Annotated in this window: 21 protein-coding genes and 1 pseudogene; 5 read left to right on the top strand and 17 right to left on the bottom strand. The window is 63.0% G+C overall.

The features are described 5' to 3' along the window. Positions 1-496 precede the first annotated feature (496 nt). The 4 genes from AB4Z10_RS15455 to AB4Z10_RS15440 form a co-directional block, all read right to left on the bottom strand. Entirely contained in the window at positions 497-1,603 is a 1,107-nt protein-coding gene (locus AB4Z10_RS15455; RefSeq protein WP_441471254.1) for a DUF3800 domain-containing protein, read from the bottom strand. Between the two features lie 6 nt (positions 1,604-1,609). Continuing rightward, complete coding sequence (locus tag AB4Z10_RS15450; protein WP_441471253.1) at positions 1,610-2,050, bottom strand: hypothetical protein; 441 nt, start codon at positions 2,048-2,050, stop codon at positions 1,610-1,612. Between the two features lie 4 nt (positions 2,051-2,054). Continuing rightward, complete coding sequence (locus AB4Z10_RS15445) at positions 2,055-3,908, bottom strand: ATP-dependent nuclease (RefSeq protein WP_441471252.1); 1,854 nt, start codon at positions 3,906-3,908, stop codon at positions 2,055-2,057. 340 nt (positions 3,909-4,248) lie between these two features. Beyond that, positions 4,249-5,334 carry a hypothetical protein gene (locus AB4Z10_RS15440; RefSeq protein WP_441471251.1) on the bottom strand — a complete coding sequence of 362 codons (1,086 nt, stop codon included), beginning with the start codon at positions 5,332-5,334 and terminating at the stop codon, positions 4,249-4,251. A gap of 494 nt (positions 5,335-5,828) precedes the next feature. Here AB4Z10_RS15440 and AB4Z10_RS15435 point away from each other — a divergent pair, with 494 nt between their 5' ends. After that, a complete protein-coding gene (locus AB4Z10_RS15435; protein ID WP_441471250.1) occupies positions 5,829-10,274 on the top strand; it encodes an NACHT domain-containing protein in 4,446 nt (1,481 codons plus the stop codon). Between the two features lie 404 nt (positions 10,275-10,678). Here the strand turns inward: AB4Z10_RS15435 and AB4Z10_RS15430 are convergent, their stop codons facing one another. After that, positions 10,679-11,251 carry a LysR substrate-binding domain-containing protein gene (locus tag AB4Z10_RS15430; RefSeq protein ID WP_441471349.1) on the bottom strand — a complete coding sequence of 191 codons (573 nt, stop codon included), beginning with the start codon at positions 11,249-11,251 and terminating at the stop codon, positions 10,679-10,681. 186 nt (positions 11,252-11,437) lie between these two features. Then, positions 11,438-11,569: pseudogene (locus AB4Z10_RS15425) on the bottom strand (LysR family transcriptional regulator); the annotation flags it as partial. Between the two features lie 93 nt (positions 11,570-11,662). Between AB4Z10_RS15425 and AB4Z10_RS15420 the strand changes: the two are divergent. Continuing rightward, a complete protein-coding gene (locus AB4Z10_RS15420) occupies positions 11,663-13,078 on the top strand; it encodes an aldehyde dehydrogenase family protein (protein WP_142022995.1) in 1,416 nt (471 codons plus the stop codon). 61 nt (positions 13,079-13,139) lie between these two features. Here AB4Z10_RS15420 and AB4Z10_RS15415 read toward each other — a convergent pair whose 3' ends face one another. From AB4Z10_RS15415 to AB4Z10_RS15385, 7 genes are all read right to left on the bottom strand, one after another. Then, on the bottom strand, positions 13,140-14,030 hold the full coding sequence (locus tag AB4Z10_RS15415; protein ID WP_441471249.1) for a LysR family transcriptional regulator: 891 nt from the start codon (positions 14,028-14,030) through the stop codon (positions 13,140-13,142). Between the two features lie 94 nt (positions 14,031-14,124). Beyond that, positions 14,125-14,472 carry a hypothetical protein gene (locus AB4Z10_RS15410; protein WP_142022872.1) on the bottom strand — a complete coding sequence of 116 codons (348 nt, stop codon included), beginning with the start codon at positions 14,470-14,472 and terminating at the stop codon, positions 14,125-14,127. A 28-nt stretch (positions 14,473-14,500) separates the two neighbouring features. Then, the gene (locus tag AB4Z10_RS15405; RefSeq protein ID WP_142022873.1) at positions 14,501-14,965 is read right to left on the bottom strand and encodes a nuclear transport factor 2 family protein; all 465 of its coding nucleotides are present in this window, start codon (positions 14,963-14,965) and stop codon (positions 14,501-14,503) included. Positions 14,966-15,030: 65 nt separating this feature from the next. Then, a complete protein-coding gene (locus AB4Z10_RS15400) occupies positions 15,031-15,579 on the bottom strand; it encodes a carboxymuconolactone decarboxylase family protein (RefSeq protein ID WP_441471248.1) in 549 nt (182 codons plus the stop codon). A 134-nt stretch (positions 15,580-15,713) separates the two neighbouring features. Further along, positions 15,714-17,783: a 2Fe-2S iron-sulfur cluster-binding protein gene (locus tag AB4Z10_RS15395; RefSeq protein WP_142022875.1), complete on the bottom strand. Its 2,070-nt coding sequence runs from the start codon at positions 17,781-17,783 to the stop codon at positions 15,714-15,716. Between the two features lie 59 nt (positions 17,784-17,842). Then, the gene (locus AB4Z10_RS15390) at positions 17,843-18,454 is read right to left on the bottom strand and encodes a glutathione S-transferase family protein (RefSeq protein ID WP_142022876.1); all 612 of its coding nucleotides are present in this window, start codon (positions 18,452-18,454) and stop codon (positions 17,843-17,845) included. A gap of 186 nt (positions 18,455-18,640) precedes the next feature. Beyond that, positions 18,641-19,387: a pirin family protein gene (locus tag AB4Z10_RS15385; RefSeq protein ID WP_142022877.1), complete on the bottom strand. Its 747-nt coding sequence runs from the start codon at positions 19,385-19,387 to the stop codon at positions 18,641-18,643. A 111-nt stretch (positions 19,388-19,498) separates the two neighbouring features. Between AB4Z10_RS15385 and AB4Z10_RS15380 the strand changes: the two genes are divergently transcribed. Next, positions 19,499-20,374, top strand: coding sequence for a LysR family transcriptional regulator (locus tag AB4Z10_RS15380; RefSeq protein WP_142022878.1), 876 nt, complete (start codon positions 19,499-19,501; stop codon positions 20,372-20,374). Position 20,375: 1 nt separating this feature from the next. On the opposite strand, the gene AB4Z10_RS15375 is transcribed toward AB4Z10_RS15380, so the two are convergent. The 3 genes from AB4Z10_RS15375 to gcvA all read right to left on the bottom strand — a co-directional run bounded on the left by AB4Z10_RS15375 (position 20,376) and on the right by gcvA (position 23,475). Continuing rightward, positions 20,376-21,383, bottom strand: a complete 1,008-nt coding sequence (locus AB4Z10_RS15375) for a zinc-dependent alcohol dehydrogenase family protein (protein ID WP_142022879.1) — start codon at positions 21,381-21,383, stop codon at positions 20,376-20,378. Between the two features lie 201 nt (positions 21,384-21,584). Next, the gene (locus tag AB4Z10_RS15370; protein ID WP_142022880.1) at positions 21,585-22,160 is read right to left on the bottom strand and encodes an isochorismatase family protein; all 576 of its coding nucleotides are present in this window, start codon (positions 22,158-22,160) and stop codon (positions 21,585-21,587) included. A 439-nt stretch (positions 22,161-22,599) separates the two neighbouring features. Then, a complete protein-coding gene (gcvA, locus tag AB4Z10_RS15365; protein WP_061971254.1) occupies positions 22,600-23,475 on the bottom strand; it encodes a transcriptional regulator GcvA in 876 nt (291 codons plus the stop codon). Between the two features lie 170 nt (positions 23,476-23,645). On the opposite strand from gcvA, the gene AB4Z10_RS15360 reads away from it, so the two are divergent. Continuing rightward, complete coding sequence (locus AB4Z10_RS15360; RefSeq protein ID WP_142022881.1) at positions 23,646-25,061, top strand: amidase; 1,416 nt, start codon at positions 23,646-23,648, stop codon at positions 25,059-25,061. A 63-nt stretch (positions 25,062-25,124) separates the two neighbouring features. Beyond that, positions 25,125-26,366 carry an MFS transporter gene (locus AB4Z10_RS15355; protein ID WP_061971250.1) on the top strand — a complete coding sequence of 414 codons (1,242 nt, stop codon included), beginning with the start codon at positions 25,125-25,127 and terminating at the stop codon, positions 26,364-26,366. Between the two features lie 194 nt (positions 26,367-26,560). Here the strand turns inward: AB4Z10_RS15355 and AB4Z10_RS15350 are convergent, their stop codons facing one another. Then, positions 26,561-26,917: a DUF2200 domain-containing protein gene (locus AB4Z10_RS15350; RefSeq protein WP_061971248.1), complete on the bottom strand. Its 357-nt coding sequence runs from the start codon at positions 26,915-26,917 to the stop codon at positions 26,561-26,563. Between the last annotated feature and the right edge of the window lie 57 nt (positions 26,918-26,974).

The raw sequence follows: 26,974 nt of genomic DNA, 5'->3' as shown, positions 1-26,974 counted from the left end.
ACGAACGGTGCGTAACGGTAGCGATCTAACCTTCGTTCACGCAATCCGGCTAACGACGCCCGCACCGCTATGAACTGGATTTTCAGGAACCAGGGTACGGGCTGAGCTCTGGCCGGGATTGTTTTGCCCGGCCGATAGACCCTATCGGCGATCGCCGTCTAATGCCGGCGAGCATCCATCATTAGGTTAGAGCAATTCAAACCGGGGCCTTAGGCCCCTGATTTGGAGCGTTCCCCCCGGGGCGGTTCCTGGGGATCAGCTCTAGAAACCGGATGGAACTGACGCATGCTATCACGCGACCAGCTATGTCCTCGGCAAGGTTGCCAATGCACCTCCGGGCGCATCGCTCATCACGTCGCTGTCCCTCGTTTATAATAACGGCATCAACCGCTGACCTACGACATGCGGGAGCAATACAAGGTGCAGCAAAACGTTCAGTATTGACCGAAATAGCCCATCGGGTGTCGCACCAGCTTCGGGCGGCCCTGTTAGCCCCTTACTCGTCCAGGAACGCCCAGAGCCTGCGCTGATGTGAAGGCGCCATGACGAAGTTAGCAAATATGTCGCTTTCATCGAGCGACCGGTCAAGTAATCGCGATAGCGTCGCAAGCGAGGATCGCTGGCGATCGTTGAGTTCCGCGCGTGCTTCGACCAGTTCAGCCTCACTGTGCACGATGATGAAGTCGCATAGTTTTCCAATCAGGCCGACCACCGGGTCCGACATCTGAATGCCGACCTCCTCATGCGATACGGCAAACCGGAAATGGTCGAGCCGGCGATCGCCATCCATGAAGCGCCACGTCGAAACTTCGCGGCTGACTTGGTCCTCGGCATCAAGCACATGGTGCGCGTTGATCATCATGCTCAAGCGCGCCATGTAGAAGTCGCGATACTGGGCCACCAGTTCCCCGGGTGTCTCGTCTTCAAGGAATGGCAAACGGTCGAGCTGTTTGCCGAGTTGCAATACACCTTTCAGCATCTGGAACGCGAAGGGCGGACAAAGCGAGCGCCCAGGCTCCATTGTTTCCAGCAGCATTTCGAGGAACTGGCACCGTCGCGTTGCGCCTACATTGGGATAATCGAACCGCCTAAAGACGTCGATAATCGCGTGCAGGTCCGCGCGAACCAACGTGTTGAGCGTGTCCTTGAGTGGCCAGATCATCTCGTTCAGGCGATCGTCTTGCGCCTCAGCCAAGATGGAGTCGATGATGTCGACGATCGACCAGAAGATGGGATCGATCGCTTGGAGATGCAGGTAAAAACCCTCGTCCTCGAGCCATTGCAGATACGTGCCGACCTTCACGCTTCCTAACAGCCTCAGGAAGTCGCCCGAGCCAAGATGACGGAGCTTCAGGTCGCGGTTGGTGGGCTGCAGGTAGAGCGCCGCGCGCAGTGCCGGAAAATTGAGTTCCCGCGGAGGCCCACGGTGCCCGATCCCGCCGAGTACAAAGCATTTTGCTTCGTTGTTGAGACCCGTATCGGTGATGCGCACCAGACGGTGATTGTTCGTCTCGTCGTAATAAAGCGTGTACTCGTCGTCGGCGTGATTGAGACCGTGCATTGCGATCTCGGCGCGGCGATGGCGTCGAACGTCGATGTCCATGAGGCGCTACCTCTTCCTCAGCAGCCGGCACGCCAGATAGCGCTCGCCCCAACGCGTGGAGAACGCGTCCGACACTTCAAACCAGCTGCAATCATTGCCGGACCCGTGATGCTCGCCCATGCAGGAGCACTGGCAGATATGGCCCGTGGCGTTCTGGCAGGAAGAGGAGCAGATCTCCTGTTCGCGATACGGCTGCACGATATAGACCTTGCCGAAGCGCGCGAGAGCCCGGTCGACGGTGTCGTTGAACCAGGCCTTCGGGATCTGCCAGTAGGCTTCGTCCGATACCCATTCCGGCTTGCTGCGGCGGCCATTCTGCAGCCATTGCCGATTGTTCTCGGCGAAAGGCAGGCGCACACGCAGCTGCTCGCCTTTGCCCGTGCGCCGCAGCACGACAGGAATCGCTTTCTGGCCCCACACATAGGGAAGCGTCAGCCGGTCGTGCACCGCCCTACCTGGGTTCGCCTTCGATGATCGGCTGCGCCGGCGCGGCCGCGGGCTGCTCTTCGATCGCGGGCTCTGCGGCGACCGCCAGCTCGAGCTCTTCGACCGTTTTCCACGCCAGCACGCCTGCAGGTGCGTCCTCGCGTTCGAACAACAGGTAGTCGAAGGCCCACTGCACGCGTTCGCGGGCGACAGCCTCCGCACGCATCGTCATCACCGTCTGGAAAGGCTTGTCGCTCGTTGCCGACGTGCCGAACATCGCATGCTCGAAATCGATCGTGCTCGCCGCCAGGCGCACACGGTCCGGGTCGGGCGCGGCCGCTACCGCATCCCGGATACGCTCATTCGCAGCCCACGCCGAATTGGCCTTGCCCTTCTTAGTCAGCGGCCGGTCCGTGTCATGCAGCACCGCATAGCGGGTGCCGAAATGGTTCATGATCTTAATAATGATCGGAATGATGTACTTGCCCCGGGCGCGGACCACATGGACGTTGCGGTAGCGTTGTGGGTCGGCGTTGACGAGCTCTCGGAACGCCGAGAACTCCGTATCCCCTTCGACGACGATCGTGCGGCCACCGAAGAACAGCTCACCGACATACGGGTCCCACTGGTTCAGGAGCTTGAGAAGCTCCTTCTCGTCCGGTGTGAGCTTCACCTTATCCGGCCGGAACACCGTCGTGCCGGCGATCGCGCCGTCCTGACCGCGTTCGACGCGGACGATCGTTGTGTTGTCGCGTGAGACGTCGATGAAGGGCGGCGAATGGGTGGTGACCATGACCTGCCACCCCGTGCCCGCCGCAGCCAGGTCGTAGAGCACCCGGCAGGCATCACGCACGGCCGAAGGATGCAGGCAGATCTCAGGCTCATCGAGCAGGAGGACATGCGGCCGCCGAAGCACCTCACCCTCGGCTGCCTCCTCCACGACGGCTGCCTTCTTGCCCCTCTTGGCAGGCGCAGGCTGGCGCTCAGCGGCCAGCTTCAGCGCCGACCACAGCAAGGTGCGGCGCGCACCACTTCCCTGCTTGTCGAGCGGCGCCATATGGCCACCGTCCGGCCCCATCCGGATGACTGGCTTCGCTGAGAACAGGCTGACCGGGTTGCTCGCCAACTGGTCGGGCCGTGTGTCGAGCTGGACTTTGAATCCACCGAAGATCTCGCCGATATAGGAGCTCAAGGACGCCTCGAGCCCAGTAATGTCTTCCCTGCTCTGCTCGACGATCTCGCGCTGGATGCGGCGGATCTCGTTGGACAGGGTTTCGATCGTCGACGCCTCTTCACCTGCTGTGCGGGTTGCCCGTTCGGTGAGGATCTCCTGCATGATCTTGGAGATCTTCTCACCTTGCTCGTCCGGGCTCGCAAATGCATCGACACGGTGCGGATACGGCCTATGGGCATTCGCTATGTTTGGTGCGCCCCATGGTACCTGCTCATCCCAGTCCTCGGCAGCAGCACGGCGCCCCTGGCGCTTCGGATCCTTGTCCTGCGTCTCCCAGCGCCAGCGCTCACGGATGTAAATATGGTCCGTATTCTCCTCTTTATGGAGCCATTGTGCTGCCGGAAGATCGTCCCAGACATAGGTCTGCAGCTCGATCTCCGGCAGATTGTCCGGATCGACCATCTCGCGAGGAAAATCTTCGATCTTGAGGCGGCCGTCGGTGCTGCCGTGCGACATCACCACTTCATAGGCGCGCAAAATGGTGCTCTTGCCCGCATTGTTGGGGCCGACGAGCACAACGATGTCATCCAGATCGATGCTGACGGGATTCGGCCCGATGCACCTGAAATTCTTGACGATCAGTCTCTTAAGCTTCGATTTCGACAGCGCGAATGGTTCTTCTGCTTTTGCAGGTGGCTTTGCCATCGTTTCCCCCAGGCCATTGGGCCTAATCTGCCGTAGGCAAAGATGGAATACAACGTAAAGTAATGGCCATGCACGCAGAGCCTGCAAGCTGCCTGATCTGCGGCCACGCAGCTGTGATCGTAGGCCGCCGAAGTGCCCTCTTTGCGATTTCGCTGTGTGAAATGCCGGCGCCTTACCCGGCTACGAGCCACTATCGGTCCGAACAACACGCTGAAGTCGATTTCGACCGAGAGGCGCCACACGGCAAGGTCTGCTTTCGATCAACACGCTAACGCCCGAAAGTATGGCCCGCTTCGAGCGCACTGCATCCAGCCGCTGAATAGATCGAAAGAACTTGCCTCTAACGCCCCATCGTCGCAAGAAAGCGATATATCTTTTGGTCAAGAACGAGCGACGGGTCATCTTCTACCGTCTTGCCTGCGTAGAACGCAGCGATCTCCGCGTCGCGAAAGCGCAGCATCGTCTCAAAATCCGCATCACTTAGGAAGATGAGCAGCTTTCCGCTCTCCCGCATTGCGCCGAAGGCGGCAAGTTCAGCGTGATCGTGCGGCTTTTGCCTGGAGACCAGGAAGCATATCGGCCGCATGGCGGAGCCGCTCATGTAGCGTTCAGTCGTATAGACCTGCTGCGGTCCAACCGGGTCCGTATAGTTCTTGAACTCGAACATGATGACTCGAGCTCTGAAGTCGCGAGTAAGCGTGTTCCAAAAACTATGGCTCGGTCGGACGCGGTAGACGACATCGAAGATGTTCAGGCCATCTTCCGTCCTCGATTGCGGACGGGCGTCAACCAGATGCTCACCGAAGAGATAATCGATGATCTCGATGCAGACCCGCTCGTAGGCTTTTGCGCCTGAATTGCCCGGCGGGATGGCGGCGAGCCGGGCGATCAGAGCTTCACCGGGTGTCTTGGATGGTGGCCTCTCTTCGCTCTCGAATTGCGCGGGAGGCGCGGTCTCGTCGCTCCCCGAAGCGCGACTGCCCACCCTATCTGCTTCGAGTTCCTTCGTTGCATCATCAGATGCCAGGAGCTCGGCGAGCAGCTTGCTGTCGTCGCGCGCGAAGATCTTCAGACGCTCTCCATCCCAGATTTTGACATCGAATTGCTGCTGAATCCAATCGCGATGGGACGCGTCAGCAACCCCCGACACGACGAGCACGAGCTGGGCCTCAGGAGTCGACACCTTGTAAGCGGCAAGACGAGCGGCCCAGTCACGAAGCATTTGCAGCGGTACCGGATTTCGCCGCGTCCATTTAATCTCAGCGAGATATCTAGCACCATCCGTCCCGAGAAGGACGGCATCGATGGCAAACATGCGACCGTCGACATTGGTTTGAACCTGGCGCTTGACGTCGTAGCCCGCGGCGGCCAGTGCCTTCACGGCGATGTCCTCGAAGAGCGCGCTCTGCGACTGTAGTCGGTTCATTATACGGTCCTGTGTTAGTGCAGTGCAGACCGCCAAGGGGGCACCATTGCGACGGTTTGCATGCTGGGCGTTACTGTTGCGTGTAGTGAGCGCCGCCGATGTCGTGCCCAGAGCGGTCCATCGCCAGAGGCCAACCGGCCGTCGACCTGATCCGCGAATGTCGTATGTCGGGTAGGACGCTGAAGCCCGCTTTGGCGCAAAAGCAGCGATGACCGAGGTGGGTGGAAAGCGGCCGTAGGAGGCGCGGACGATGAGTGTCCGCTCCAGCCCTGACAGCGGACGCGGATGCGAGTGCTCCGACCTTGTTCTGATCACGCAATCTGGCCGTTCTCAGCCATACCGCATTGCAGGTGCGCGGCAGCATAGGCGGACAATCAGAAGGCCTGCGTTCGGCAATGTAGAGCAACCTTTCGATAGCGACCTAATGCTTAGCGCTCGTCACCGTTGTGGCAGGTCACCGAATCCCTTGATGATAGGCTTGCCGAGGAGCCGACATGTCCCTGCCCGATATTGATTTCAACGAGATCCGTCTGCACGGTAACCAGGCCGACGCGTTCGAGGAGCTGTGCTGCCACCTCGCCTCGGACGAGACATCGCCCGACCGAGTACGGTTTGACCGGAAGGGCCGCGGCGGCGATGCCGGCGTCGAATGCTTCGAGACGCTCGCCGACGACTCCGAAATCGGCTGGCAGGTCAAGTTCTACTGGGACATCGACTCGATGCTACGCTCGCTTGGCAAGTCGCTCGATACGGCGCTGGTCAAGCATCCCAAGATGTGCAAGTTCATCGCCTGCTTCCCCTTCGATCTCGCCGATGCCCGCAAGGACGGCACGACGACTGCGTTGGAAAAGTGGGATGCTTGGCGCGCCGATCGGATTAAGCAGGCCTGCAAAGCGGGCCAAGCCATTGAGATCGAGCGCTGGGATGCCCATGCCCTGCGGCAGCGGCTGACCGGCAGTAATCCGCGCGCGGCGGGGCGCGTCGCCTTCTGGTTTGATCAGCAGCTTTTCACCGGCGACTGGTTCGACGGGAAGTTCGCGCGCGCCAGGGCCGGACTCGGCGAGCGTTACGATTCCGAAGGCCATGTCGATCTGCCGATCGGCCGTGCGATCCGCGCCGTCACCGGCGACCCCGCTTTCTATGCGGAACTCGAGCAGCTCGGTGATGCGGTTCGCCGCGCCGCGGAAGACGCGTTCCCGATAACCGGGACGCCGGCCGCGGACGCGAGCGCCGCCGCCGTGACTGCGCTCCATGCCGCCGCCCGGTCCGGGCTCGTTCCGGCCCCGGCGCTATGCGACGCGGTGCGCGCCGCGGCCGATGCGGCGTTTGCGCTGCATGACGCGCTGGATGCCGCCAATGGCGACAGCGACCCCAGTGCGGCGATGGTTGCCGTGTCGGACCTGGCGGCACGGCTTCGCGACATTCTGACCGAGATTCGCCGGCCGCACTGGGCGCTGCTGGACCGGCGGTCGCTGCTGGTCAACGGCGCCGCCGGTAGCGGCAAGTCGCATCTCCTGGCCGACGCCTGCGCGCATCAACTGGCCGCAGGTCGTCCGGCATTGATGATCCTAGGCGGCACACTCGCCGACGACGAGCCCTGGAGCCAGATTCTCAAGGGGCTCGACCTTCCCCGTCATCTCGAGGTCAGCCAATTCCTGGGCGCGCTCAATGCCGCGGGCGAGGCGGCGGGGGTGCGCACGCTGATCGCAATTGACGCGCTCAACGAGAAGAACGGACAGGCGATTTGGCCGGAGCGGCTGCCGGGCCTGCTCCACGACATTAGGCAATTTCCCTGGATCGCCGTCGTCCTTTCGTGCCGTACCACTTATCTCGAGCTGGTGATCCCCGACACGCTCGACGCAGCGAAACTGCCTCGGGTCGAGCATCGCGGCTTTTCGGTCGGGGAAGTGCGCGCTTATCTGCGGCAGCGCGGGATGACGTTGCCCGAGACCCCGCATCAGGTCGCCGAGTTCCGGACTCCCTTGTTCCTCCGGCTTTATTGCGATGCGCTCGAGTTCGAAGGCGAGACGCTGCTGGCACGCGGGCTGGGCGGCGTGACCGACATCTTCCGCGCTTATACCGATGCGGTGGTACGCCGCGTGCAGCGCCAACTGAAGGTGCCGCCCGGCCGCAGTCCGGCCGCGGCGGCGCTCGCCGGGTTGGCGCGCGAGATGGCCGCTATCGGCCGCGCGGACCTCCAGCTTGACCGCGCCGAGGCGATCGTCCGCGCCGTCCATCCAGGCCGGTCGGCCGACGAAGACCTGCTCTTCCAGCTCGAGAATGAAGGGATGCTCGCGGTCGATCCGATGCTCACCGCTTCGGGCAAAACGGTCCAGGCGGTCCGGTTCACCTTCGAGCGGATGGGCGACCATGCGGTCGCGGCGGACCTGCTCGCGCGCAGTGACGGCAGCGGCGCGGCTACACTCTGCGCCGTCGGAACGCCCCTGCGCGACGCGCTTGACGACGACGAAAGCTGGATCGTCCCCGGCCTGCTCGAAGCGCTGGCGGTGCAACTGCCCGAGCATTTCGGTATCGAGCTGCCCGACCTCCCCGGCCTGCCGGCTGCATTCGCACCCGACCATGCATTCGCGCAGAGCCTCCAGGCGCGCCGACTCGAGGCGTTCACCGCGCGGACCTGGGAGCTGGTCGATGCGGTCGGCAGTGATTCCCTGCGCTACAATACGCTGATCGCACTCGCCACCGAGCCCGGCCATCCCGACAATGCGCGCCATCTCGACGCCGAACTTCGCGCGATACCGATGGGCGCGCGTGATGCGCGCTGGACGATCCACCTCGCCCGATCACCCGACGCGGCATTTCACCTGATCGACTGGGTCCGCGCGGCCGATCCCGCCGGCATCGCGCCCGAACGCGCGGAGCTCACTGCTATTCAGCTCACCTGGTTTCTCACTGCAACGCGCCGGGCGTTGCGCGACAAGGCGACCAAGGCGCTGGTCGTGCTGTTCGCCGACCTTGCCGCGCTGGCGATGCGGATCTGGCGAGCCTTCGCCGGGCTCGACGATCTCTATGTCGTTGAGCGGCTCGCCGCCGCGCTGTTCGGCGCGGCGATGCAGGGGCGCTGGAGCATGGAGGAGCTGCGCACCGTCGCCGGAATGCTGAACGACGGTCTGTTCGCCGGCGGCAGGCCGCCCGCCAACAAGCTGCTTCGCGACCACGCCTCGGGCATGATCGGCTATGCCGCGGCACAGGGCGCGCTGCCGGCCGAATTCGACCTGGCATCGACCAAACCGGCCTTTTCGAGCGCTTGGCCGATCGAGAAGATCTCCGAGGAGCAGATGGCGGCGTTCAAGGTCGCCTATGGCGAGGACGGCGAGCGCCATCGCGATGCAATCGTCAGCTCGCTCAAGGACGGCGACTTTGCGCGGTATGTCCTCGATCCGATCGCTCGCCGCTTCAGCCCGGCGCTGCGCGGCACCGACCCGCTGCCCACCGCCGGGGACTTGAGGAGCCAGTGGCTTGCCGAGTTCGCCGCCGGCGCTGGCGAGGAGGAGCTTGCCGCCCATGCCACCCTCCAGGCCGCCACCGCCGCGATCAAGGGGGATCGGAACGGCCCGGTTCATGCGGACCGCCGCGACGATCTGCGCGCGGCGAAGCGCGCCTTTCGCGACACCATCGGCCCCGAGCGGTTCGAGGACTGGCGTGCGCGCGCCGAGACCTGGCGCGACGAAGGCATGTACCAGGGGTTCGCGGCACGCGGACCGGCCGAGTTCAACTTGGCCTGGGCACGCCGCTGGGTGGCGTGGCGCGCGCACGACCTCGGCTGGTCCGAGGCGTTGCACCATGAATTCGACCGGCGAATCGGCACCGGCCGCAACAGCCACGAGGTCGAGCGGATCGGCAAGAAGTATCAATGGCTCGCGACCTATGAGCTCGCGGCGCGGATGGAGGACAATCTTGCGGTGCTGCCCCGTGAAGAGGAGGATGGACCGAGCCGGCTGCGCGACATCGACCCGTCTATGCTGCGCGAGCGCACCGAGGACGACGGTTGGCGCCGGCCGCGCGACGCGAGCTTCTGGGCGCCCTATCGTCCGACCATCGAGGCAGCGACGCCCGGTGAAGCGCTAGCCTGGCTCAATTCGGGCGCAGCGATGCTTGATGGCCCAGAGAATATCGAGGTCATCGACCAGGACGGCCGCCAATGGCTCGTGCTCACCGGGTTCGAGATATGGGAGGAGGATCGCAACCAGGTACGCTCGGAATCCTGGCGCAGGATCGGCTGCACGATCGTCCGCGCTGCCGATCTTGGGCAACTGCTCACCCGCCTCAAGGGCATCCATATGACCGGGCATCACGACATGCCGGTCGGCGGTGCCGACGGCTATCATATGCATCTGGGCGAGCATCCCTGGGCCTGGTCCGACCGCAGCGACCATGGCTGGATCGAGTGGCGGCCCAATGGCGGCGACTGGCAGGCGCCCGCCTTGGCCGTGCGACCGCCCACCGCCGAATATACTGCGGAGAGCAACGGCTACGACTATTCGATCACGCAGAACATCGCCCTCAACCTGCCCGCCGGCTGGCTGATCGACGCGCTCGGCCTGCACCTCTCCGATGGCCGGTCGATCGAATACCGCAACGCGGGAGGCGAAGTGGTGTTCATGGATCCCTCGGTGCACCGCGTCGGACGAAGCGCGGCCTTGGTCGATCGCGCCGCGTTCCTTGGGATGCTCGCGCGCGAGGAGTTGACCGCCATATGGGCGGTGGCGGGGGAGAAAAGCGTCTTCGGCAAACTTCACAGCGACGGTTTCGGCGGCCGTCGCGCTTTCACGCGACTGTTCCATTCGGATGTCGATGGGCTTCACGCACTTCCGCGGTTCGAGACCTTCGAAAAGCCTTCCCGCCGCCAGCGCGCGATCCTGCTCGGGAACGAGGCCGAGGGCTTGGCTGACGACGAGTATGATGCCGAGTTAGGAATATGAGAGAGATTGACTACGCGGGGGTAGTCGTCCCAGTCGGAGCTGCTTCAGCGCGGGCAGGTCGACGCTGTTATATTGGCTCACCATCAATGAGGGAGCCGTTAAGCGCTCGATAGATCGTCGATCCGTCTGCGGCACTTCTGCGTCGATATGGTCCCAGCGCCACCCGTGAACGGGGGAGCAAAAGGCAGCTTTGAGGATTAATCGCCGCTCCTCGACACGACCGAAACGGGCGCGACGCCGAAGTCAAGTTGTCATCTGGTCCGCTTCACTGTTGGGACCGGACTGTGTCAGCTGGAAGTCGAGCGTTCGACAAGGGTCGAAACCGGAACGTCCGCTTTCGGGCGGACACCAAAGTTCTGCTTCTGGCGCTTCTCGTTCATCCCACTCTGTTAATGTGCCGTAAGCTATCGGCCTCCCTCTCTGATCAGATCAATGAGCGCGCGAAGCTTCAGCGGGATGTTCCGGCGCCCAGAGAAATACAGCGACAAGCCCGGAAAAGGCGGCGTCCACTCGCTAAGCACCTCGATGAGCCGGCCAGCTTCGACATGCGGGCGGGCCGAAGTCTCCTCGACGTAGGCGAGACCGACGCCTGCCAGAGCAGCGGATAGAGCGAGTTCTGTGGCGTCGAAGATGAGCACGCCTGGTACATCGACAGTCATTGCTTCGCCACGGCGCTCGAACTCCCACCGATAAAGGCGACCGTTGGCCATCCGATGATGGATGCACTGATGCTTCGCCACGTCGAGCGGGGATGAAGGCCTTTGGCGCTCTGCAAAATAGTTGGGCGCACCGACGACGATCATCCTGAGCCAGGGAAAGATCGGCACGGCGACCATATCAGGGGGCACTGCGTCGGCCAGCCGTGCACCGGCATCGAACGATCCGTCCGCAAGATCGACAAAGGCCGCATCGGTCGCGATCTCCAGCGTCACCTTGGGGTAGCGTGTCGAATAGGCGAGCAGGATCGGCTCCAGCATCATGCGCGCTGCGCCCAAGGATGTGGTGATGCGCAACGTCCCCGACGGCTCGCTCGCCTCCGCGCCGAGTTCGTCAATCGTTTGACCGATCGACTGGAGGGCCGGACCGATGCCGTTGACGAATTGCTCACCGGCTGCCGTCAGCGAGACGCTCCGGGTCGTGCGATTGAACAGCTTGACCGCCAGCCGGTTCTCCAAACCAGCGACGGCATGGCTCAGCGCAGACGAGGTCTGCCCGAGCGAGCGCCCGGCCGCGCGGAATCCTCCATGGCGCGCCACGGCGATAACCGCCTCGGCCTCCGCAAAGCTCAGCTTCATTGCTCGATTCTTCTCATTGATCCGATGAGATTGACGTGGCTTCTTTCATCGCACGTCGCCCTGCATATCGAAAGCCAGACACAGGAGCTTTCGATGCGAACAATCAATCAGAACTATATCGATGGCCGCTTCGTGCCGGTGCAAGGCACTGACCTAGGGCCGCTGTTCAACCCCGCGACGGAGGAGCAGATCGGCACGGTCCATTTGTCGAATGCCGCGGATGTTGATGCAGCGGTTCGAGCGGCTGTGGCCGCTTATGCGGAGATTTCGACGATGTCGAACAGCAAGCGCGTCGCGATGCTGCATCGGCTATCGGATGTCGTCTCGCGACGCAGCGCGTATCTCGCCGAGGCCATGAGCGAAGAATACGGCGCACCCGCGCCATTCGTGGAGGCCAGCGCCAGCCGGGCAGGACAGGTCTTCCTCGACATGGCACGAACGGTCGAGGCCTATCCTTGGCAGCGCCAAATCGGATCGGCACTGGTCGAGATGCGCCCGGTTGGCGTGGCCGCCGCTGTCACGCCCTGGAACAGCAATCTCGGCTTCATCTGCTCGAAGCTCGCCACAGCCATCGCGGCGGGCACCTCGATCGTGATCAAGCCTTCGGAGATGAGCGCCTGGCAGACGCAGGTGCTCGCGGAGGCGCTCGATGAGGCCGAACTGCCGAACGGCGTCTACAACATCATCAACGGGACTGGAGCATTGGCCGGGGACGCTCTGACCCGTCATCGCGACATCGCCAAAATTACATTCACCGGGTCGACTGAGACCGGGCGGGCGATCCTTCGCGCAGCATCGGATACAATGAAGCGGGTCACGCTCGAACTAGGCGGAAAAGGCGCGCAGATCGTTCTCGACGATGCCGATCCAGACGCTGCCGCGGCTCAAGTGCTCGCCAACGGCTTCATCAATAGCGGGCAGGCCTGTATCGCAGGAACGCGCATTCTGGTCCCGGAACACAAGCTGACGACGATGCAAGAGCGCTTGGTGGCAGGCTTGGCGAACTGGTCGGTCGGACCCGGCAATGATCCGGCTTCGCGCATAGGCCCGATGGTCAGCGCCAGGCAGTGGGAGCGCGTCCAGTCTTACATCGCGCTCGGCCCACAAGAGGGGGCTCGCGTTCTCGCGGGTGGCGAAGGCAGGCCCGACGGCCTGAATAGCGGTTGGTTCGTCAAACCGACGCTTTTTGGCGAGGTCGATAACAGCATGCGGATCGCACGGGAGGAGATATTCGGACCGGTGCTTTGCGTTCTGCCCTATCGTGACGAGGACCACGCGATTAGCATCGCAAACGACACGGACTACGGCCTTCAGAATTATGTCATCGGTACCGACCCAGAGCGTTGCCGGCGCATTGCGTCGCAGCTGCATTCGGGCCGCGTCGTCATCAATGGAGCGAAACACGAACCGCACGCGCCCTTCGGCGGCTTCAAGCAGTCGGGTATCGGACGCGAGTACGGCTCATTCGGACTGGAGGCATTCCTGGAACCGCGCTCCATTTTGGGGTGAGGGTTGGCGCACGGGGCCCGGACGGCAATGAACGGGCCGAACTGGCCTTCCTGGCAGGGGATCAGTTCAGGAGACGGTTGGCGCGGAGCGCCGTCACGGCGGCGTCCACAAATGTGCGTACCTTGGCCGGGGCTTGGCGACCTTCCGTATACACGACGTGGATCGGCAAGGGCGGTTCTTCGTCGTCGCTGAGCACGACCTGGAGGCGTCCATCCAACAATGCCGGACCGATTTGATAATGCAGGACGCGGGTCAACCCCCACCCAGCAATGGCGGCCGCAATGACCGCGTCGTTGGTATTACACTGAAGCGAGGGATGGACGGTGACCCGCTGGTCGCGAGCGAACCGCCACTCCGGCGAAGCCCAGGCACTCGTCGAGGCCGCGATCCGATGGTCCTTGAGCTGCTGGGGGGTCGTTGGGACACCATGCTTCTCGAAATAGGACGGGGCGCCGCAGACAACCCGCCGAACCGAGCCGACCTTCACTGCGGTGAAGCCGGAATCTGCGAGATGCCCTATCCGGACCGCGACATCGATACCTTCCTCGACGATATTGACCTGGCGGTCCAGGAACAGGGTCCTTGCCGCCATGGTCGGATAGGCGTCAAGATAATCCGTGACGATCGGCAGGACGTACATCTGGCCGAACAGGAGCGACGCGGTGACCGCGAGCGTTCCTGAGGGCGTCGCATAGGACCCTGCAGCCGCAGCTTCCGCCTCCAGGATGTCCGAGAGGATTCGGCGGCAATCGTCGAAGTAGCGGTCGCCGGCTTCGGTGAGCTTTACGGATCGGGTCGTGCGCACGAACAAGCGCGCGCCGATGGCGTCTTCCAGGGCAGCCACGGCGCGCGTCACGGCAGGCGCGCTCATATGCAATTGGCGCGCGCTTTCCGAAAAGCTCGCGGTCTCCGCTACCTTCACGAAGATGCGCATGGCCTGCCAGCGATCCATCAATTGCCCCCTACGGCCGGTCTGCCCGCTGCAATGCTGTCAGCAGCCTATAGCGGGTCGCAAAGAGGTTGCGCAAAACTGGGCCGCCATGGGCTTACGCCCTGCTGGCCGAGCCTTGTTTGAATGTCGCGATGAAGCGTCTGGCGAAGGTCTCGATCTTTCGGCATGTGTCCTCGCACAGGCCGAGGCTCTCCGCCCTCGCGCGAGCGGCAGCTCGCAGCGCCTCATCTTCGGACAGTGCCGCGATCGCGACCGCCTGAACCGTAGCGGTCTGGACATCGAAGCTCCGCCCCTCTCTTGCAATGTCGATCTCAGCCTCACTCATCCCGAGCCGCTTGGCGTCCGCATACTGTTGCCAATATGCGGACGGGTCATCGGGGCCTTCAATCAAGGCAAGCTCAATCGAGACGCGAACGCGCTCGTTGATTGGATCGGGAATCACGGCCGCGTCTCCGCAAGAACGAAGGATTTCAAAAGCCGAAATGGCTGAGGCCGGGGTGATCGTCAGGGCGACGGCCCAGAGGCCAGCGGAACTTGCGCTCGGCCTCGCTGATCGGCATTTCGTTGATGCTTGCATGGCGCGACCGCATCAGCCCATCCTCGGCGAACTCCCAGTTTTCGTTGCCATAAGCCCGGAACCACTGGCCGCTGTCGTCATGATACTCGTAGGCATAGCGCACGGCGATCCGGTTGCCGCGGAAGGCCCAGAGCTCCTTGATAAGGCGGTAGTCGAGCTCCCGATTCCACTTGCGGGTCAGGAAGGCCTGGGCCTCATCGCGACCGTTGCAGAATTCCGCCCGGTTCCGCCATTTCGTGTCGAGCGTGTAGGCGAGCGCGACCTTGGCGGCATCGCGCGTATTCCAGCCGTCTTCAGCCAGGCGGACTTTCTCGATGGCGCTCTCTTCAGTGAAGGGCGGCAGCGGCGGGCGGGACATTTTCAATCTCCTGGAATTGGGTGGAAAGCGGCGGCCGGGCGCATCGAGCGCGCCGGCCGTCGACTTCAGGCCGCGAGACGCTCGACGAGGGGGAAATCGACCTCGGTGCCGAGCGCTTCGTTGACGTAGTTGTTGAAGGTGTTGACAGCGACATGGCCGATGATTTCGAGGATCTCGGCATCGCTGTACCCGGCGGCCCGAACCTGATCGAGCGCGGCCGGGCCGACCGATCCCCGCGAGACCACCAGGGCCCGCGCGAAGGCGACCGCCGCAGCCGCCTTGGGATCCTGGGAGGTGCCCTCCAGATTGGCCGCAATCTCATCGTCGCTGAGCTTGGCGAACTTGCCGCCGAAATAGGTGTGCGCCGCCTGGCAGTAATCGCAGCCGTTGACGCCGGCCATCGCCAGCGCGATCCGCTCGCGAGTCGCCGGTGCAAGCTTGCCCTTGCCCAAGGCGGCCTGGAAGCCGGTGAGGCCCGTCAGAGCGGCGGTGCTGGTCGAAACCAGCCGGAAGATGTTCGGCACCGTGCCGATCTGCTTGCGGATCGTCTCGAGGATCGGTTGCGAGCCTTCGGGCGCCTCTTCGATCGTCGCGGGAGTCGGGATGTAGGACATGATGTTTCTCCTGTTTTGAAGGCGAGAGAACCGCTCTCGTCTGAGTTGAAGAATGATCGGTTGGGCCATCGTGTTGAATGCTCGAAAGGCGGAAGGGATTATTGCGCGCCAGACAGCAATGACGGCGGATGAGATTAGACCGCTAGCTGGATCCTGTTGTCGCCGCTCCCCTCCGGCTCGGCCGGAACGGTCGAGCAGAGCAGGATCTCGCCCTCTTCCAATGCGGCCGCAGGCTCCCGGACATAAGCGACACGGCCTTTGACGAGCTTGGTCCGGCATGTGCCGCAATGGCCCTCGCGGCAGCTGAATGCCGGCTCCAGCCCGCGCGCCTCGGCCAGTTCCAGGAGCGTGCCGGAGCCCGGCGTCCAGCGGGCTTCCTTGAGCGATTCCGTAAAGGCGACAGGAACCGCCTGCGTCGCGGGCTGTGGCCTGACAGCGATCTCGATCGGGGCTGCCGGAGCCGTGCGCTTGAGTGACGACGGTCCGAAGGCTTCGGCATGAATACGGTCGTCTGCGATGTTGAGGCCGCGCAGGCCATCATACAGGGCCTGGGTGAAGGACGGCGGACCGCAGAGGAAGAAGTCGTAATCGCCGAAGGGGAGGAAGCGACTCAGCGCAGCCACGTCCAGCCGGCCCGAGACGTCGTAATCACGCTCTGGCTCTGCATCGGTCGTATCACTGAGAAGGCGCACCAGCTTGACCGCACCCTGTGCAGCCGCGACCAACTCGGAAAGCTCGTGGTCGAATGCCCTATCCTTCTTGGTACGAGCGGCCTGGAATATGGTGACCGGCCGGATGCGCTGCTTGCGCACCCCCTCGTAGACGATGTGCCGGAGCATCGCGAGCAGCGGGGTGATACCGACGCCACCCGCCAGCATCACGACAGGACGTGTCGCTCGTGCGTCGATGGTGAAGGAGCCTGCAGGCGCGCGCGCCTCAATGGTATCGCCCACCCGCAGATTGTCGTGCAGATGGGTCGAGACCAGACCGTCGCGTCGCACGCTGATCCGGTAGACGCCATCTGAGGGTGCTGCCGACATGGTGTAGGTTCTCACCACAGGCTGCTCGGCGCCTTTGGGCGTCAGACGGATCGGGAGGTGCTGCCCGGCGAGGTGAGCGAGCAGTCCCGCTCCATCCGTGGGCTGCAGATAAAACGATCGGATCGAAGCGCTCTCGTCGACGATCCTCGCAATGCGCACTGGCCTCCAGCGCGTCGCCAGCTCCGCCGCCCGAAGCCGGTCGGCGGCCTGCTCCCAATCGCCGGTCATCAGCGAGTTCGCAGACCAGCCGTTCTGCCGGAAGTTCCAGCGCAGGGCGAGCGCGGCGCGGCGTCGGACGATCCGGCGCGCCTTGAAGGTCCAGAGCCGTTCGGCCCCCTGGAAGGCGGCGATCTCCGGCGAGTCCAGAACAAGCGCCGCGTCTCCCGTCAGTTGGAGCACATCGCCGGTTTCGAAATCGACGAACAGCAGCCCGGCCTTACCGTTCAGATGAATGTTGCCGAGGGTGGCGAAGAACAGGTTGCCGTCGAAATCCGGGATGGTCAGCGTTCCGTCCTCGCCGACGCGGACGAAGCCGGCCTTGCCGCCGCGGTGCGAGACGTCCACCTGGCGGCGATCTCCTCGATCGGCATAGGAGGCAACGAAGAACGCGTCCGCACGCTGTATCGTCTCGCGCGCAGCATCGTCCAGCGACGCCAGGCTCTCGGCAATCAACCCCGGCTGCATGTCGGGCTCCCGGCTGAACGAGAAATCCCGCAACTGTATATAGCGGGGGCAGTTGCCGAAGCTCTGGTCGACCGCGACGCTGAGGCCTGCGGCGGACGTCGAGACGAAGCCGTTCATGCGGTTGCGGCGGCGGGTATGCATTTCGATGCCGAGCAGCCCGATGGGAGCGCCATCCGCCATGCCCTCGGCCGCCGGATCGCCCGCGGCCGGATGTGCTGCGATATCGAGAACGGTCGGCGACGGTGACGACATGAAGCCGGGCCGCCCCTCGATGAACGTTGCCCAGGCATCCCCGGCAGGATCGACGCTGCCGAGCACGATGAAGGGCAGCTGCGCATAGAACTCGCGGTGCTGGTCCGGCATGAAGTCACGGACCACCCGTTGCCCGGCGACGGCCATGCGTTCGGCCATGCCGGCCTTTTCCTGCAGATACCGTTCTCCCTCATGCCATACAGGCAGCTTCGCGAGTGTCGTATCCATGTCCCCGCTCCTTCGAATGAAAGGTCCGGGCGCGCCGGCGGGCGCGCTCCGGCACATCGTCACGCAGCCAGGCCGACGGGGGTCTGCACAAAGGGTACGAACCCGGGCAGGGCCTCGACGCGCCGCAGAAACGCGTTGACATTCGGGTAGCCGGTCAGATCGACATTGCCTTCCGGCGCGCGGGCAACATAGCTGTAGATCGCCACGTCCGCGATGGTGGGGCCGTCGCCGACGAGCCAATCGCGACCGTCGAGCCGGCTCTCAAGCCTCGCCAGCAGCACATGAGCGCGGGCGATGACCTCCTCGGGGTTGTACTTGGCCCCGAATACCGTGATGAGCCGTGCGGCAGCCGGACCGTAGGCGACCTCGCCTGCAGCGACCGACAGCCAGCGCTGGACCGCGGCGGCGCCCTTTGCATCGTCTGGAAGCCAATCGTTCCGTCCTGCCTTCTTGGCCAGGTAGACGAGAATGGCATTCGAGTCGGCGATGGCGACCTCGCCGTCTTCTAGAGCGGGAACCTGACCGAACGGGTTTATCCGGAGGAAGTCGGGCTTCTTGTGCGCGCCGGCCTTGAGGTCGACCTCGACGAGTTCGTGCGGCAGCCCCAGAAGAGAAGCGAAGAGACGGGCGCGGTGGGCATGGCCCGAAAGGGGATGATGATAGAGCTTCACGGCTCACTCCTGCGATGATGGACGGGCCTGTTCCCGATCCGCATCGCCAAGGTGCCGCAGGTTTCACTCTTGCAGAATGCTCAAGCTCGGCAGTTCATTGTTACGCGACGTGGAAGAATGGCCGATTCACATGCGCCTGGCCATCCAGGCGAAACGCCCAATATTGGCCCGATATCGGCCGCTCGATCATGCCTGCGCGACGTTCCCGCTGAACATGCCGCCCTTGAAGACCGGAGCCGTGGTATCAGTGGTAAACAGAACGATGTCTGCGTCGGTAACCGCCGCGATGCCAGCCTCGCTGTCGCCAAGATGGTAGAGTTCTCCAGCATCGATCGCGAGGTCGCCGACGCGCACCTTGCCTGAGAAGACAAAGAGGAGACTGACGAAACCGGGCGCTATGACGTCGGGCAAAGCCAGAGTGTGACCGGCGTGCAAATGCGCATCTCGAACCCACGCTTGCGAACGAACTTCGAAAGCCGCTCCCTGCGGGGCAACGAGAAGCCGCCAGGCATCGTCGCTGCGCTCCGCATCCATCTCGTGGAACTGAACCTTCGGCTCCAGATCACCCTCGCGCGGACGCAGGAAGATCTGGAGCGCCTGCGTGGGCTCGTCGCCCAGGACATGTTCCTCGTGCTGAAAGCTATGCCCGGCGTTCATCATCATCAAACGGCGGGGCGTCACCTCCTCGCGGTTGCCGACGGTATCGAGATGAAGCATACGGCCCGCCCTCTTGTAGGTGAAGATCTCGTCATCCTTGTGCGGATGCATTCCGATGATGTGTCCGGGCTGAATCTGAGCGCGGTCAATCCGGCCGATCGCGCCGATGCCGCTGTCGACCTCGTTCGACAGGGAGCCCGGATAGAACACCTTGATGCCGAAGCCGTGCTTCCAGTCGCCCCGTGTGATCGACGGCATGATTTTGGTCGGTTGCATGATGACACTCCTCAGGTCCGGGATGGACTTCTCGCCAGAAGAGGTAGCGTTGCTGTATGCGGGCGAGTAGCCACGTCTGACGGTCAGCTGAGTTTCGGCAAGAGGAACGCCATGGATGTCGACGATTTGAGGACCTTCGTTCAAGTCGCTGACGCCGGAGGGGTATCGCCTGCCGCGAGGCGTCTCGGCTTGGCCAAGTCGATCGTCAGCCGGCGTCTGGTGCGGCTGGAAGAAGAGCTGGGGGCACAATTGCTGGCGCGAACCACCCGCGGTGCGGCGCTGACCGAGGCCGGAGTGACGTTTCGGGAGCACGCCGCTCGGATATGTTCGGAGCTGGATGCCGCGCGCGAAGAGATCATGCCCTCGGGCGAACTGCGCGGACTGCTGCGATTGGCGGCACCGTCATCCTTCGGCCCCGAATATTTTGCGCCTGTCCTTGCCGAGATGGCGAAGCGCCATCCGCTTCTGCACGTCCACACTCTGTTCAACGACCGCTATGTCGATCTCATCAGCGAGGGCTTCGACTGCGGTATCCGGGTCGGCTATCTGCCGGACTCAAACCTGGTGGCGAGACGCATCGGCACGCTGCCCGTCAGGCTCTTTGCCAGCCCCGACTATGTGGTCGCCCATGGGGCACCATCGGTTCCCGCGGAGGTAGCCGGTCATTCGGCGGTGATGATCGGAACGGAGAGCTGGAAATTCGAACGCGACGGCACGGTCACGCAAATTCACCCGCATGGTCGCTTCAAGGCAGACAGCGCCGTGGCGATCGCCGAGGCGACCGCGGCCGGCATCGGGATCGCGGCACTGCCGCAGTTGATTGCCGAGCGCTATGTCGCGGCGGGCCGGCTGGTGCCGATCATGATCGAGTGGTCGCTGCCATCGGTTGGCATCTTCGTCGTGCGCCCGCCCGGTCAGCACCTCCCGCGCAAAGTGAGGGTGCTGACGGAAATCCTCATCGAGAGGATCGGGCCGGCTGCGAAATGACCTACCACTCGATGCCGATCTTGCCGAAATGGCCGGAGGACTGCTGAAAGCGGAAGGCTTCCGCAAGTTTGCCGAGCGGGAAACGCCGGTCCACCACCGGACGGATTCCGGTCACATCGATGGCGCGCACGAACTCCTGCTGCTGCCGCCGCGATCCGACGATCAAGCCTTGCAATCGCGCCTGCTTGGCCATCAGTGCGGCGGTCGGCACGTCGCCCGCGACGCCTGTTACAGTGCCGATAAGCGCGATGTGCCCGCCTACGCGGACCGCCGCGATCGAGTTGGCGAGAGTGCCGGCACCGCCCAGCTCAAGGACGTGGTCGACGCCCCGGCCACCGGTCCAATCCGCGACAGCACGGCCCCAACCCTTCACCTCCCGATAGTTGACGACATGGTCGGCGCCGAGGTCGCGTGCACGCTCAAGCTTCTCGCCGGACGAGGACGTGACGATCGCGGTCGCACCCATCGCCTTTGCGATTTGCAAGGCCCAAATAGAGACCCCGCCTGTGCCGAGCAGCAGCACGGTATCGCCAGCCTTTAAACCACCATCGGCTATCAGGGCTCGCCATGCCGTCAAACCGGCCGTCGTTATCGTCGCGGCCTCGACATGATCATAGTCGCGCGGCGCATGGGTGAAGGCGGTCGCGCGGGTGACAACGAACTCGGTCGCGAAGCCGTCGATCCCATCGCCGGGCGTGCGCGCGAAATTGCCGATCGTCGGCGCGCCGTCTTGCCAGTCGGGAAAGAAGCAGGAAACCACCCGGTCTCCCACTGCGAACTCGGTGACACCGTTTCCGACAGCCTCGACCGTTCCACCGGCATCCGCTAGCGCGATACGGCCAGCCTCCGCCGGCATGCGTCCCGTGACCACACCCAAATCGTGAAAGTTCAGTGAGCTACCGTGCAATGCGACACGGATCTCGCCTTCTCCGGGCTGGCCTGGGTCCGGCTTTTCGCTGAAACCCAGGGTCTCCAGGGTTGCCGGGGAACCAACGGTCATCGCCTTCATGGGGTGTTCCTTCGTTCAGGAGTTGCGGCGCCGCGCGGTAAATGACGGGGGAGCGAAGGGTTCGGTCGAACGCCAGAGAGGCCCATCGTCTTCGCCATGGCCATACGAGCAGGTACGATACCGCCCGGATGGCCATAGCTGAAAGCGGGCCGACGACATCGCTTCTCGGCCGGAAGGGCTTACGAGCGCGGCAAGTAGCGCTCAGTGATAAGCCAGGATGCCGGACAGGCGCTGGCCCAGTGGCGTGCTCCAGTCGACGGCCAGCTCCGAAATCAACTGGTCATGCGTTATGATCACCGCGCCCGCACGCTCCATCCGGCGCAAGGCGAGGTCGTCGCCATATTTGGTGTAGGAGGCCGAAGCATCTGCCGCCACCTGCACTTCGTAACCTTCGTCCAACATCTGCAGCACCGGGAAGAGGACACAGATCTCGGTCGTGATCCCTGCGACGATCAGCTTCTTGCGGCCAAGCGCCTTGACCGCAGCGTTGAAGCCGTCGTGATGCATCGCATTGACGATACCGGGCCGCTTGATGCGCTTCGCGTAAGCCTCCGGCAGGATCTGCTGAAGCTCGGGAATGAGCGGCCCTTGCGCATGATCTTCCATGCTGACGGTCAGAAGCACCGGGATATCGGCGCCGACCGCGATCTTCGCCAACTTCACAGCATTGGCCTTGACCAGATTGATGTCGTGGGAGTGGGTCCACGACATAGTGCCGACCTGATGATCGATCAGCAGCATCGCTGCATTCTCGGGAGTGTAAACATTCTTGTGCATGGTCGTTCTCCGCCGTCTCGATAAGTGGCAAGGCATAGGCGCCTCGCCCTGTCCTCAAGCACCGACCTCATGTCTTCTGCCGGGGACAAGGAGAAAATCGCCGCTCTCAACGAGGAACACTAGATTCGTAACGAGGACTTCTGCGTTCCTCAGGCAGGAACGCATCGGGCCACCGGAGGAGCTAAGCCCAAGCTGTTCAACTCACGGTAACGAACCAAAGCCTATCGCGCCCGGATCGGCCGCTTGCCTCCATGAGACCAACGCCAGTCTAAAGAAGGTCTGCTTTTGGGCGTCAGTCCAATGTCAGCATTTGGCGCTAGCCCGCTGTCGCCAATGGCAATTTCCCACCACCCTAACGGGGCCTTGGTCAGTTGAAGCGTGGATATCTACTCTCTGCTGAAGTCAGTACCTGAGGATGTAACTCCGTCCCCTCTTGCCGTCATGTGTTCAAGATCCAATCCCGGAACGCTGCGATCTTGGGCTGCTGCTGTCGGTTGTCCGGACAGACGAGATAATAGGCAAACTCCTCCATTCGAGCGGGCGGAAACAACTGGATCAAACGCTCGTCGCGCAGTTCATCCTCAAGCAGGGCAGCCGGGAGCAGTCCCGCGCCTTGACCGGCGAGCACCGCTTTTAGCAAGAGGCCGCTGTCATCGAAGGAGAGGCCACGCGCAGTCGTCCTTTCAGCAACGCCGTGCGTGTCAAACCACAGGCTCCAGCCCTTTCGTTCGGCATCGTGAACCTGCGGCCAACGCACGAGATCCGATGGCCGGTTCGGACGGCCGGCTCGGTCGATCAGATCGGGGGTGGCCACGGCGATCATCTCGACCGTGACGACGCGGTCGCTGCGAAGTCCGGGATATCGGCCCATCCCATGGCGGATCGCAACATCCGTGTCCGAGCGAGAAAAATCAACCAGTGCATTGCTGGTGACGATCTGCAGATCGATGCTGGGCTGCGCCGTTCGAAAGGATGACAATCGCGGCACCAGCCATGCCGATGCAAAAAAGGGCGTGGTGCTGACAGTGAGCAGCCCAGAATCCAGCTGGGCTGCGATCCGCTCGGATGCACCGGCGATCTGGCGGAATGCATTGCGTATCGATGGCAGATAATCGCGGCCCGCGTCAGTCAGAAAAATCCCTCGCGTCACCCGCTCAAAGAGCTTCACGCCGAGATTTTCCTCCAGAACCCGGATCATCTGGCTGACGGCCCCCGGCGTCACGCACAATTCTTCCGCGGCCAGTTTGATCGAGAGGTGGCGGGCAGCGGCCTCGAATGCCTTCAGCGCGTTAAGGGGAGGCAATCGACTCGGCATGAATTAGAAAATCTGATTCATCAGGGTTAAGTCTTCTGGTTTGTCCAAGCAGCGAGCGTCAGCATAATTCCCGCCGATATCAAGCGTCAATGCTGCAAGCAAGCCGCCAAGAATCGCATGAATTCTAAATCATAGACTGTCGTGCGTGGCCGCTGGAGAGGTTGGATCGGATGTCTTTCAACGTGGAGTTCTATGGTCTCACAGAGGTCGGAGAGCTTATCTCTCGCCGCGCCATCGCCTCAAAGGATGTCACCGAGGCGCTCCTTTCGCGCATTCGGCGTCTTGATGGTGAATTGCAGGCTTATGCAAGCGTCCTGGACGAGAGCGCCCTCCGCCAGGCGGAGGTTGCCGACCGCGAGATCGAGGCGGGAATCCACCGGGGCCCCCTCCATGGCGTTCCCATAGCCGTAAAGGACCTTTGCTGGATCAGGGGCGTCGCAACGGCGGCCGGCACCGTGGTCCATAAGGACTATGTGCCGGCGCGCGATGCGACCGTCGTGCGAAAGCTCATCGACGCAGGGGCAGTGCTGATCGGCAAGACCCAGCTCACCGAGGGGGCGTATTCCGACTACCACCCATCGATTCCGCCAGTGCAAAACCCATGGAACGGCGACTATTGGGCGGGCATCTCCTCCAGCGGATCAGCGGTCGCGACCGCCGCCGGCCTGTGCTTCGGCGCCATCGCGTCCGACACGGGCGGGTCGATCCGTTGGCCCTCGGCCGCCAACGGCGTCAGCGGCCTGAAGCCGACCTGGGGGCGCGTCAGCCGTTATGGGACATTCGACCTCGCTCCCTCGCTCGACCATATCGGCCCGATTGCCCGGAACGTGATCGACGTCGCGGCGATCCTCAATGTCATTGCCGGGCATGACCTCAATGACCCGACGACGAGCGTTCGTCCGGTTCCCGACTACTTGGCCGACGCAAGCGGGAATGTACGCGGCAAGCGTATCGGGATCGACCCGCACTGGAACTCCGAAGACGTCGACGATTGGACACAGGCCGCACTGACGGAAGCCTGCGCGATATTCTCGAACCTGGGCGCCGAGATCGCCGAGGTGTCATTTCCCGATGTCCGCCAGATCGTGGCGGACTGGACACCGAACTGCGCGGTTGAAGCGGCAGTTGCCCATCAAGCGCCCTATGCCCTCCATAAGGAACAGTATGGCGCCATCCTATCGTCCGTCATCGAGAACGGAATGGCCGTTTCGGGGATGGCCTATCAGGAAATCCTTCGTCGCCGCGCGGCATTCCGTGGCCAGGTCGAGGCCCTGCTATCATCGGTCGACGCCATCCTGACGCCCGTCCATCCTTTCGCGCCGCTCACGCTGAAGACGATCGCAACCCTTGGCGAGCAGCCGGAGCTGATCGCCAAGCTGCAACGCTACACCTGCCCCTTCAACATGAGCGGCCATCCAACGCTGGCCTTCCCCGGGAGCGCCTCGGTGGAAGGCATGCCCATCGGCCTGCAATTGATCGCTGCCGAGTTCGACGAAAGCGCGCTTCTTGCTCTCGGCGCAGCGTTTCAGGGCGCAACGTCCTGGCATCGTCGTCAACCGGGCCTCAGTGGCCCGAAGCGATCCTAAGGTCTTGGGAGCGGCCCGCATATCGCACGCCGAGACGGCTCGGCCCGCCAACAGAGGATAATCATGAACCTGGAAAGGCAATCGGCGATTTTTTACGGTTGGCTTGTGGTCGCCGCAGCCTTCGTCATAACCTTCGTCGGCTTCGGGAGCGCATACACATTCAGCTCGTTCCTGGACTCGCTCCAGCACGAGTTCGCGGCATCGCGCGGTTCGGTCTCGGCGGTTTTTTCGCTGGCCGGATTTATGTACTTCTCGCTCGGCATCGTTTCCGCGCCGCTCGCGGATCGAATCGGCGTGAAGGCGCTTTCCGCAATCGGAATGACGCTAGTCGGCCTCGGCCTCATTCTGGCCGGACAGGCGCAAACCATTCTCCAGGTCTATGCGGCCTATAGCATCGGTATCGGCGTCGGTGTCGGCTGTGCCTATGTGCCCACACTTGGCGCTGTGCAACGCTGGTTCGTCAAGCGCCGTGGTCTCGCATCCGGGTTGGCGGTCAGCGGCATTGGCGTCGGGACGCTCGTGATGCCGCCGTTCGCGCTTTGGCTGATCGCGGACATCGGCTGGCGGAACGCCTACACCACGCTCGGCGTCCTCGCGATCGTGGTCGGCCTGGCAGCGGCGTTCGTCATGGAGGACGAGCCTGGCCGCCGCGGCCTGCAGCCCGACGGCATCACACGTACCATCGTCGTTGGCTCCCTGCAGGCGGGCAATGATACGCCCGTGGGCCAAGCAATCCGGACGCGACGATTTGCGGGGCTCTATCTTGCGTCGTTCCTGAGCGCGCTTGGTGTCTTCGTACCGTTCGTGCATCTCGCGCCCTACGCGGTCGACCATGGTGTTCCCGCTTCGGCGGCAGTCTGGCTGCTTGGTGCCATCGGCATCGGCAGCACGATCGGCCGCTTCTTCCTCGGCGGCATCGCGGACAGGATGGGCCGCGAGAGCTTCCTGATCGCCATGTACATTGGCATGGCCGCCTCACTTCCGACCTGGATCCTTGGTGGCTCCTTGAGCCAGCTCATACTGTTTGCGTTGATCTTCGGTCTCTTCTACGGAGGGTGGGTCGCGATTTTGCCAGCAGTGGTCGCCGATCTGTTCGGTGCGCGTCATGCCGGCCGCATCATCGGGGTGCTCTATTCGAGCGTTGCCCTAGGCACGCTCGTTGGCCCAGGCGCGGCAGGCTTCATCTACGATCGCAGCCATAGCTACGTCATACCCATTGCCGTCAGCGCTCTCGCAAACGCCGGTGCCGCTGCCGTCATGTTTCTGGCGGCACGTCGAGCCTCCGCTGGCAGGGTGAGCAGATGAGCCAATCCATCCCACCCTATTGAGCCGCGGTGGAATTCGGTCGCCTTGGCCGCACCTCCGAACACTCCTTCGCAGTCTAACGCAGCGTATTTGGTGACCCGGAGCGCGCGCCCTTGAAGGGCGTCGCTATACGCGAACAGGTTCGGTTCCTTGTCCAAAATCTAAGAATGGCGTCCCCCCGGCAAGCGCGCTGACTATGGTCGACGGCATAAGATCTTGTCGATCGCCTTCCCTCGGGCGAGTTCATCGATGAGCTTGTCCAAGTAGCGGATTTCCCGCATCACTGGCTCGGCGATTTCCTCGACGCGGACACCGCAGACAATTCCCCTTATGCTGAGGCGCGCGGGATTGAGTGCCGGCGCCTGGGCGAAAAAGGTCTCATAGTCCGAGTTTTTCGCCAGCTGAGAGGCAAGTGCCTCTTGGCCGTAGCCGGTCAGCCAGTGGATGATCTGGTCGACCTCCACCTTCGTGCGCCCCTTCCTCTCCGCCTTGGCGACCAGAAGAGGATAAATCTTGGCAAAGCTCATTCTGTAGATGCGGTGCTGCGTCATCACTTGCTCTTTCCCGGCGCTGCTCGTGGCGTTTCCCGATGTCCATCTTCATATCGC

It is taken from the genome of Allobosea sp. RAF48 (assembly GCF_052114025.1).
GTDB lineage: Bacteria > Pseudomonadota > Alphaproteobacteria > Rhizobiales > Beijerinckiaceae > Allobosea.
Note: the sequence above shows the minus strand (reverse complement) of the source record. Positions and strands in the feature narration are given on the sequence as shown.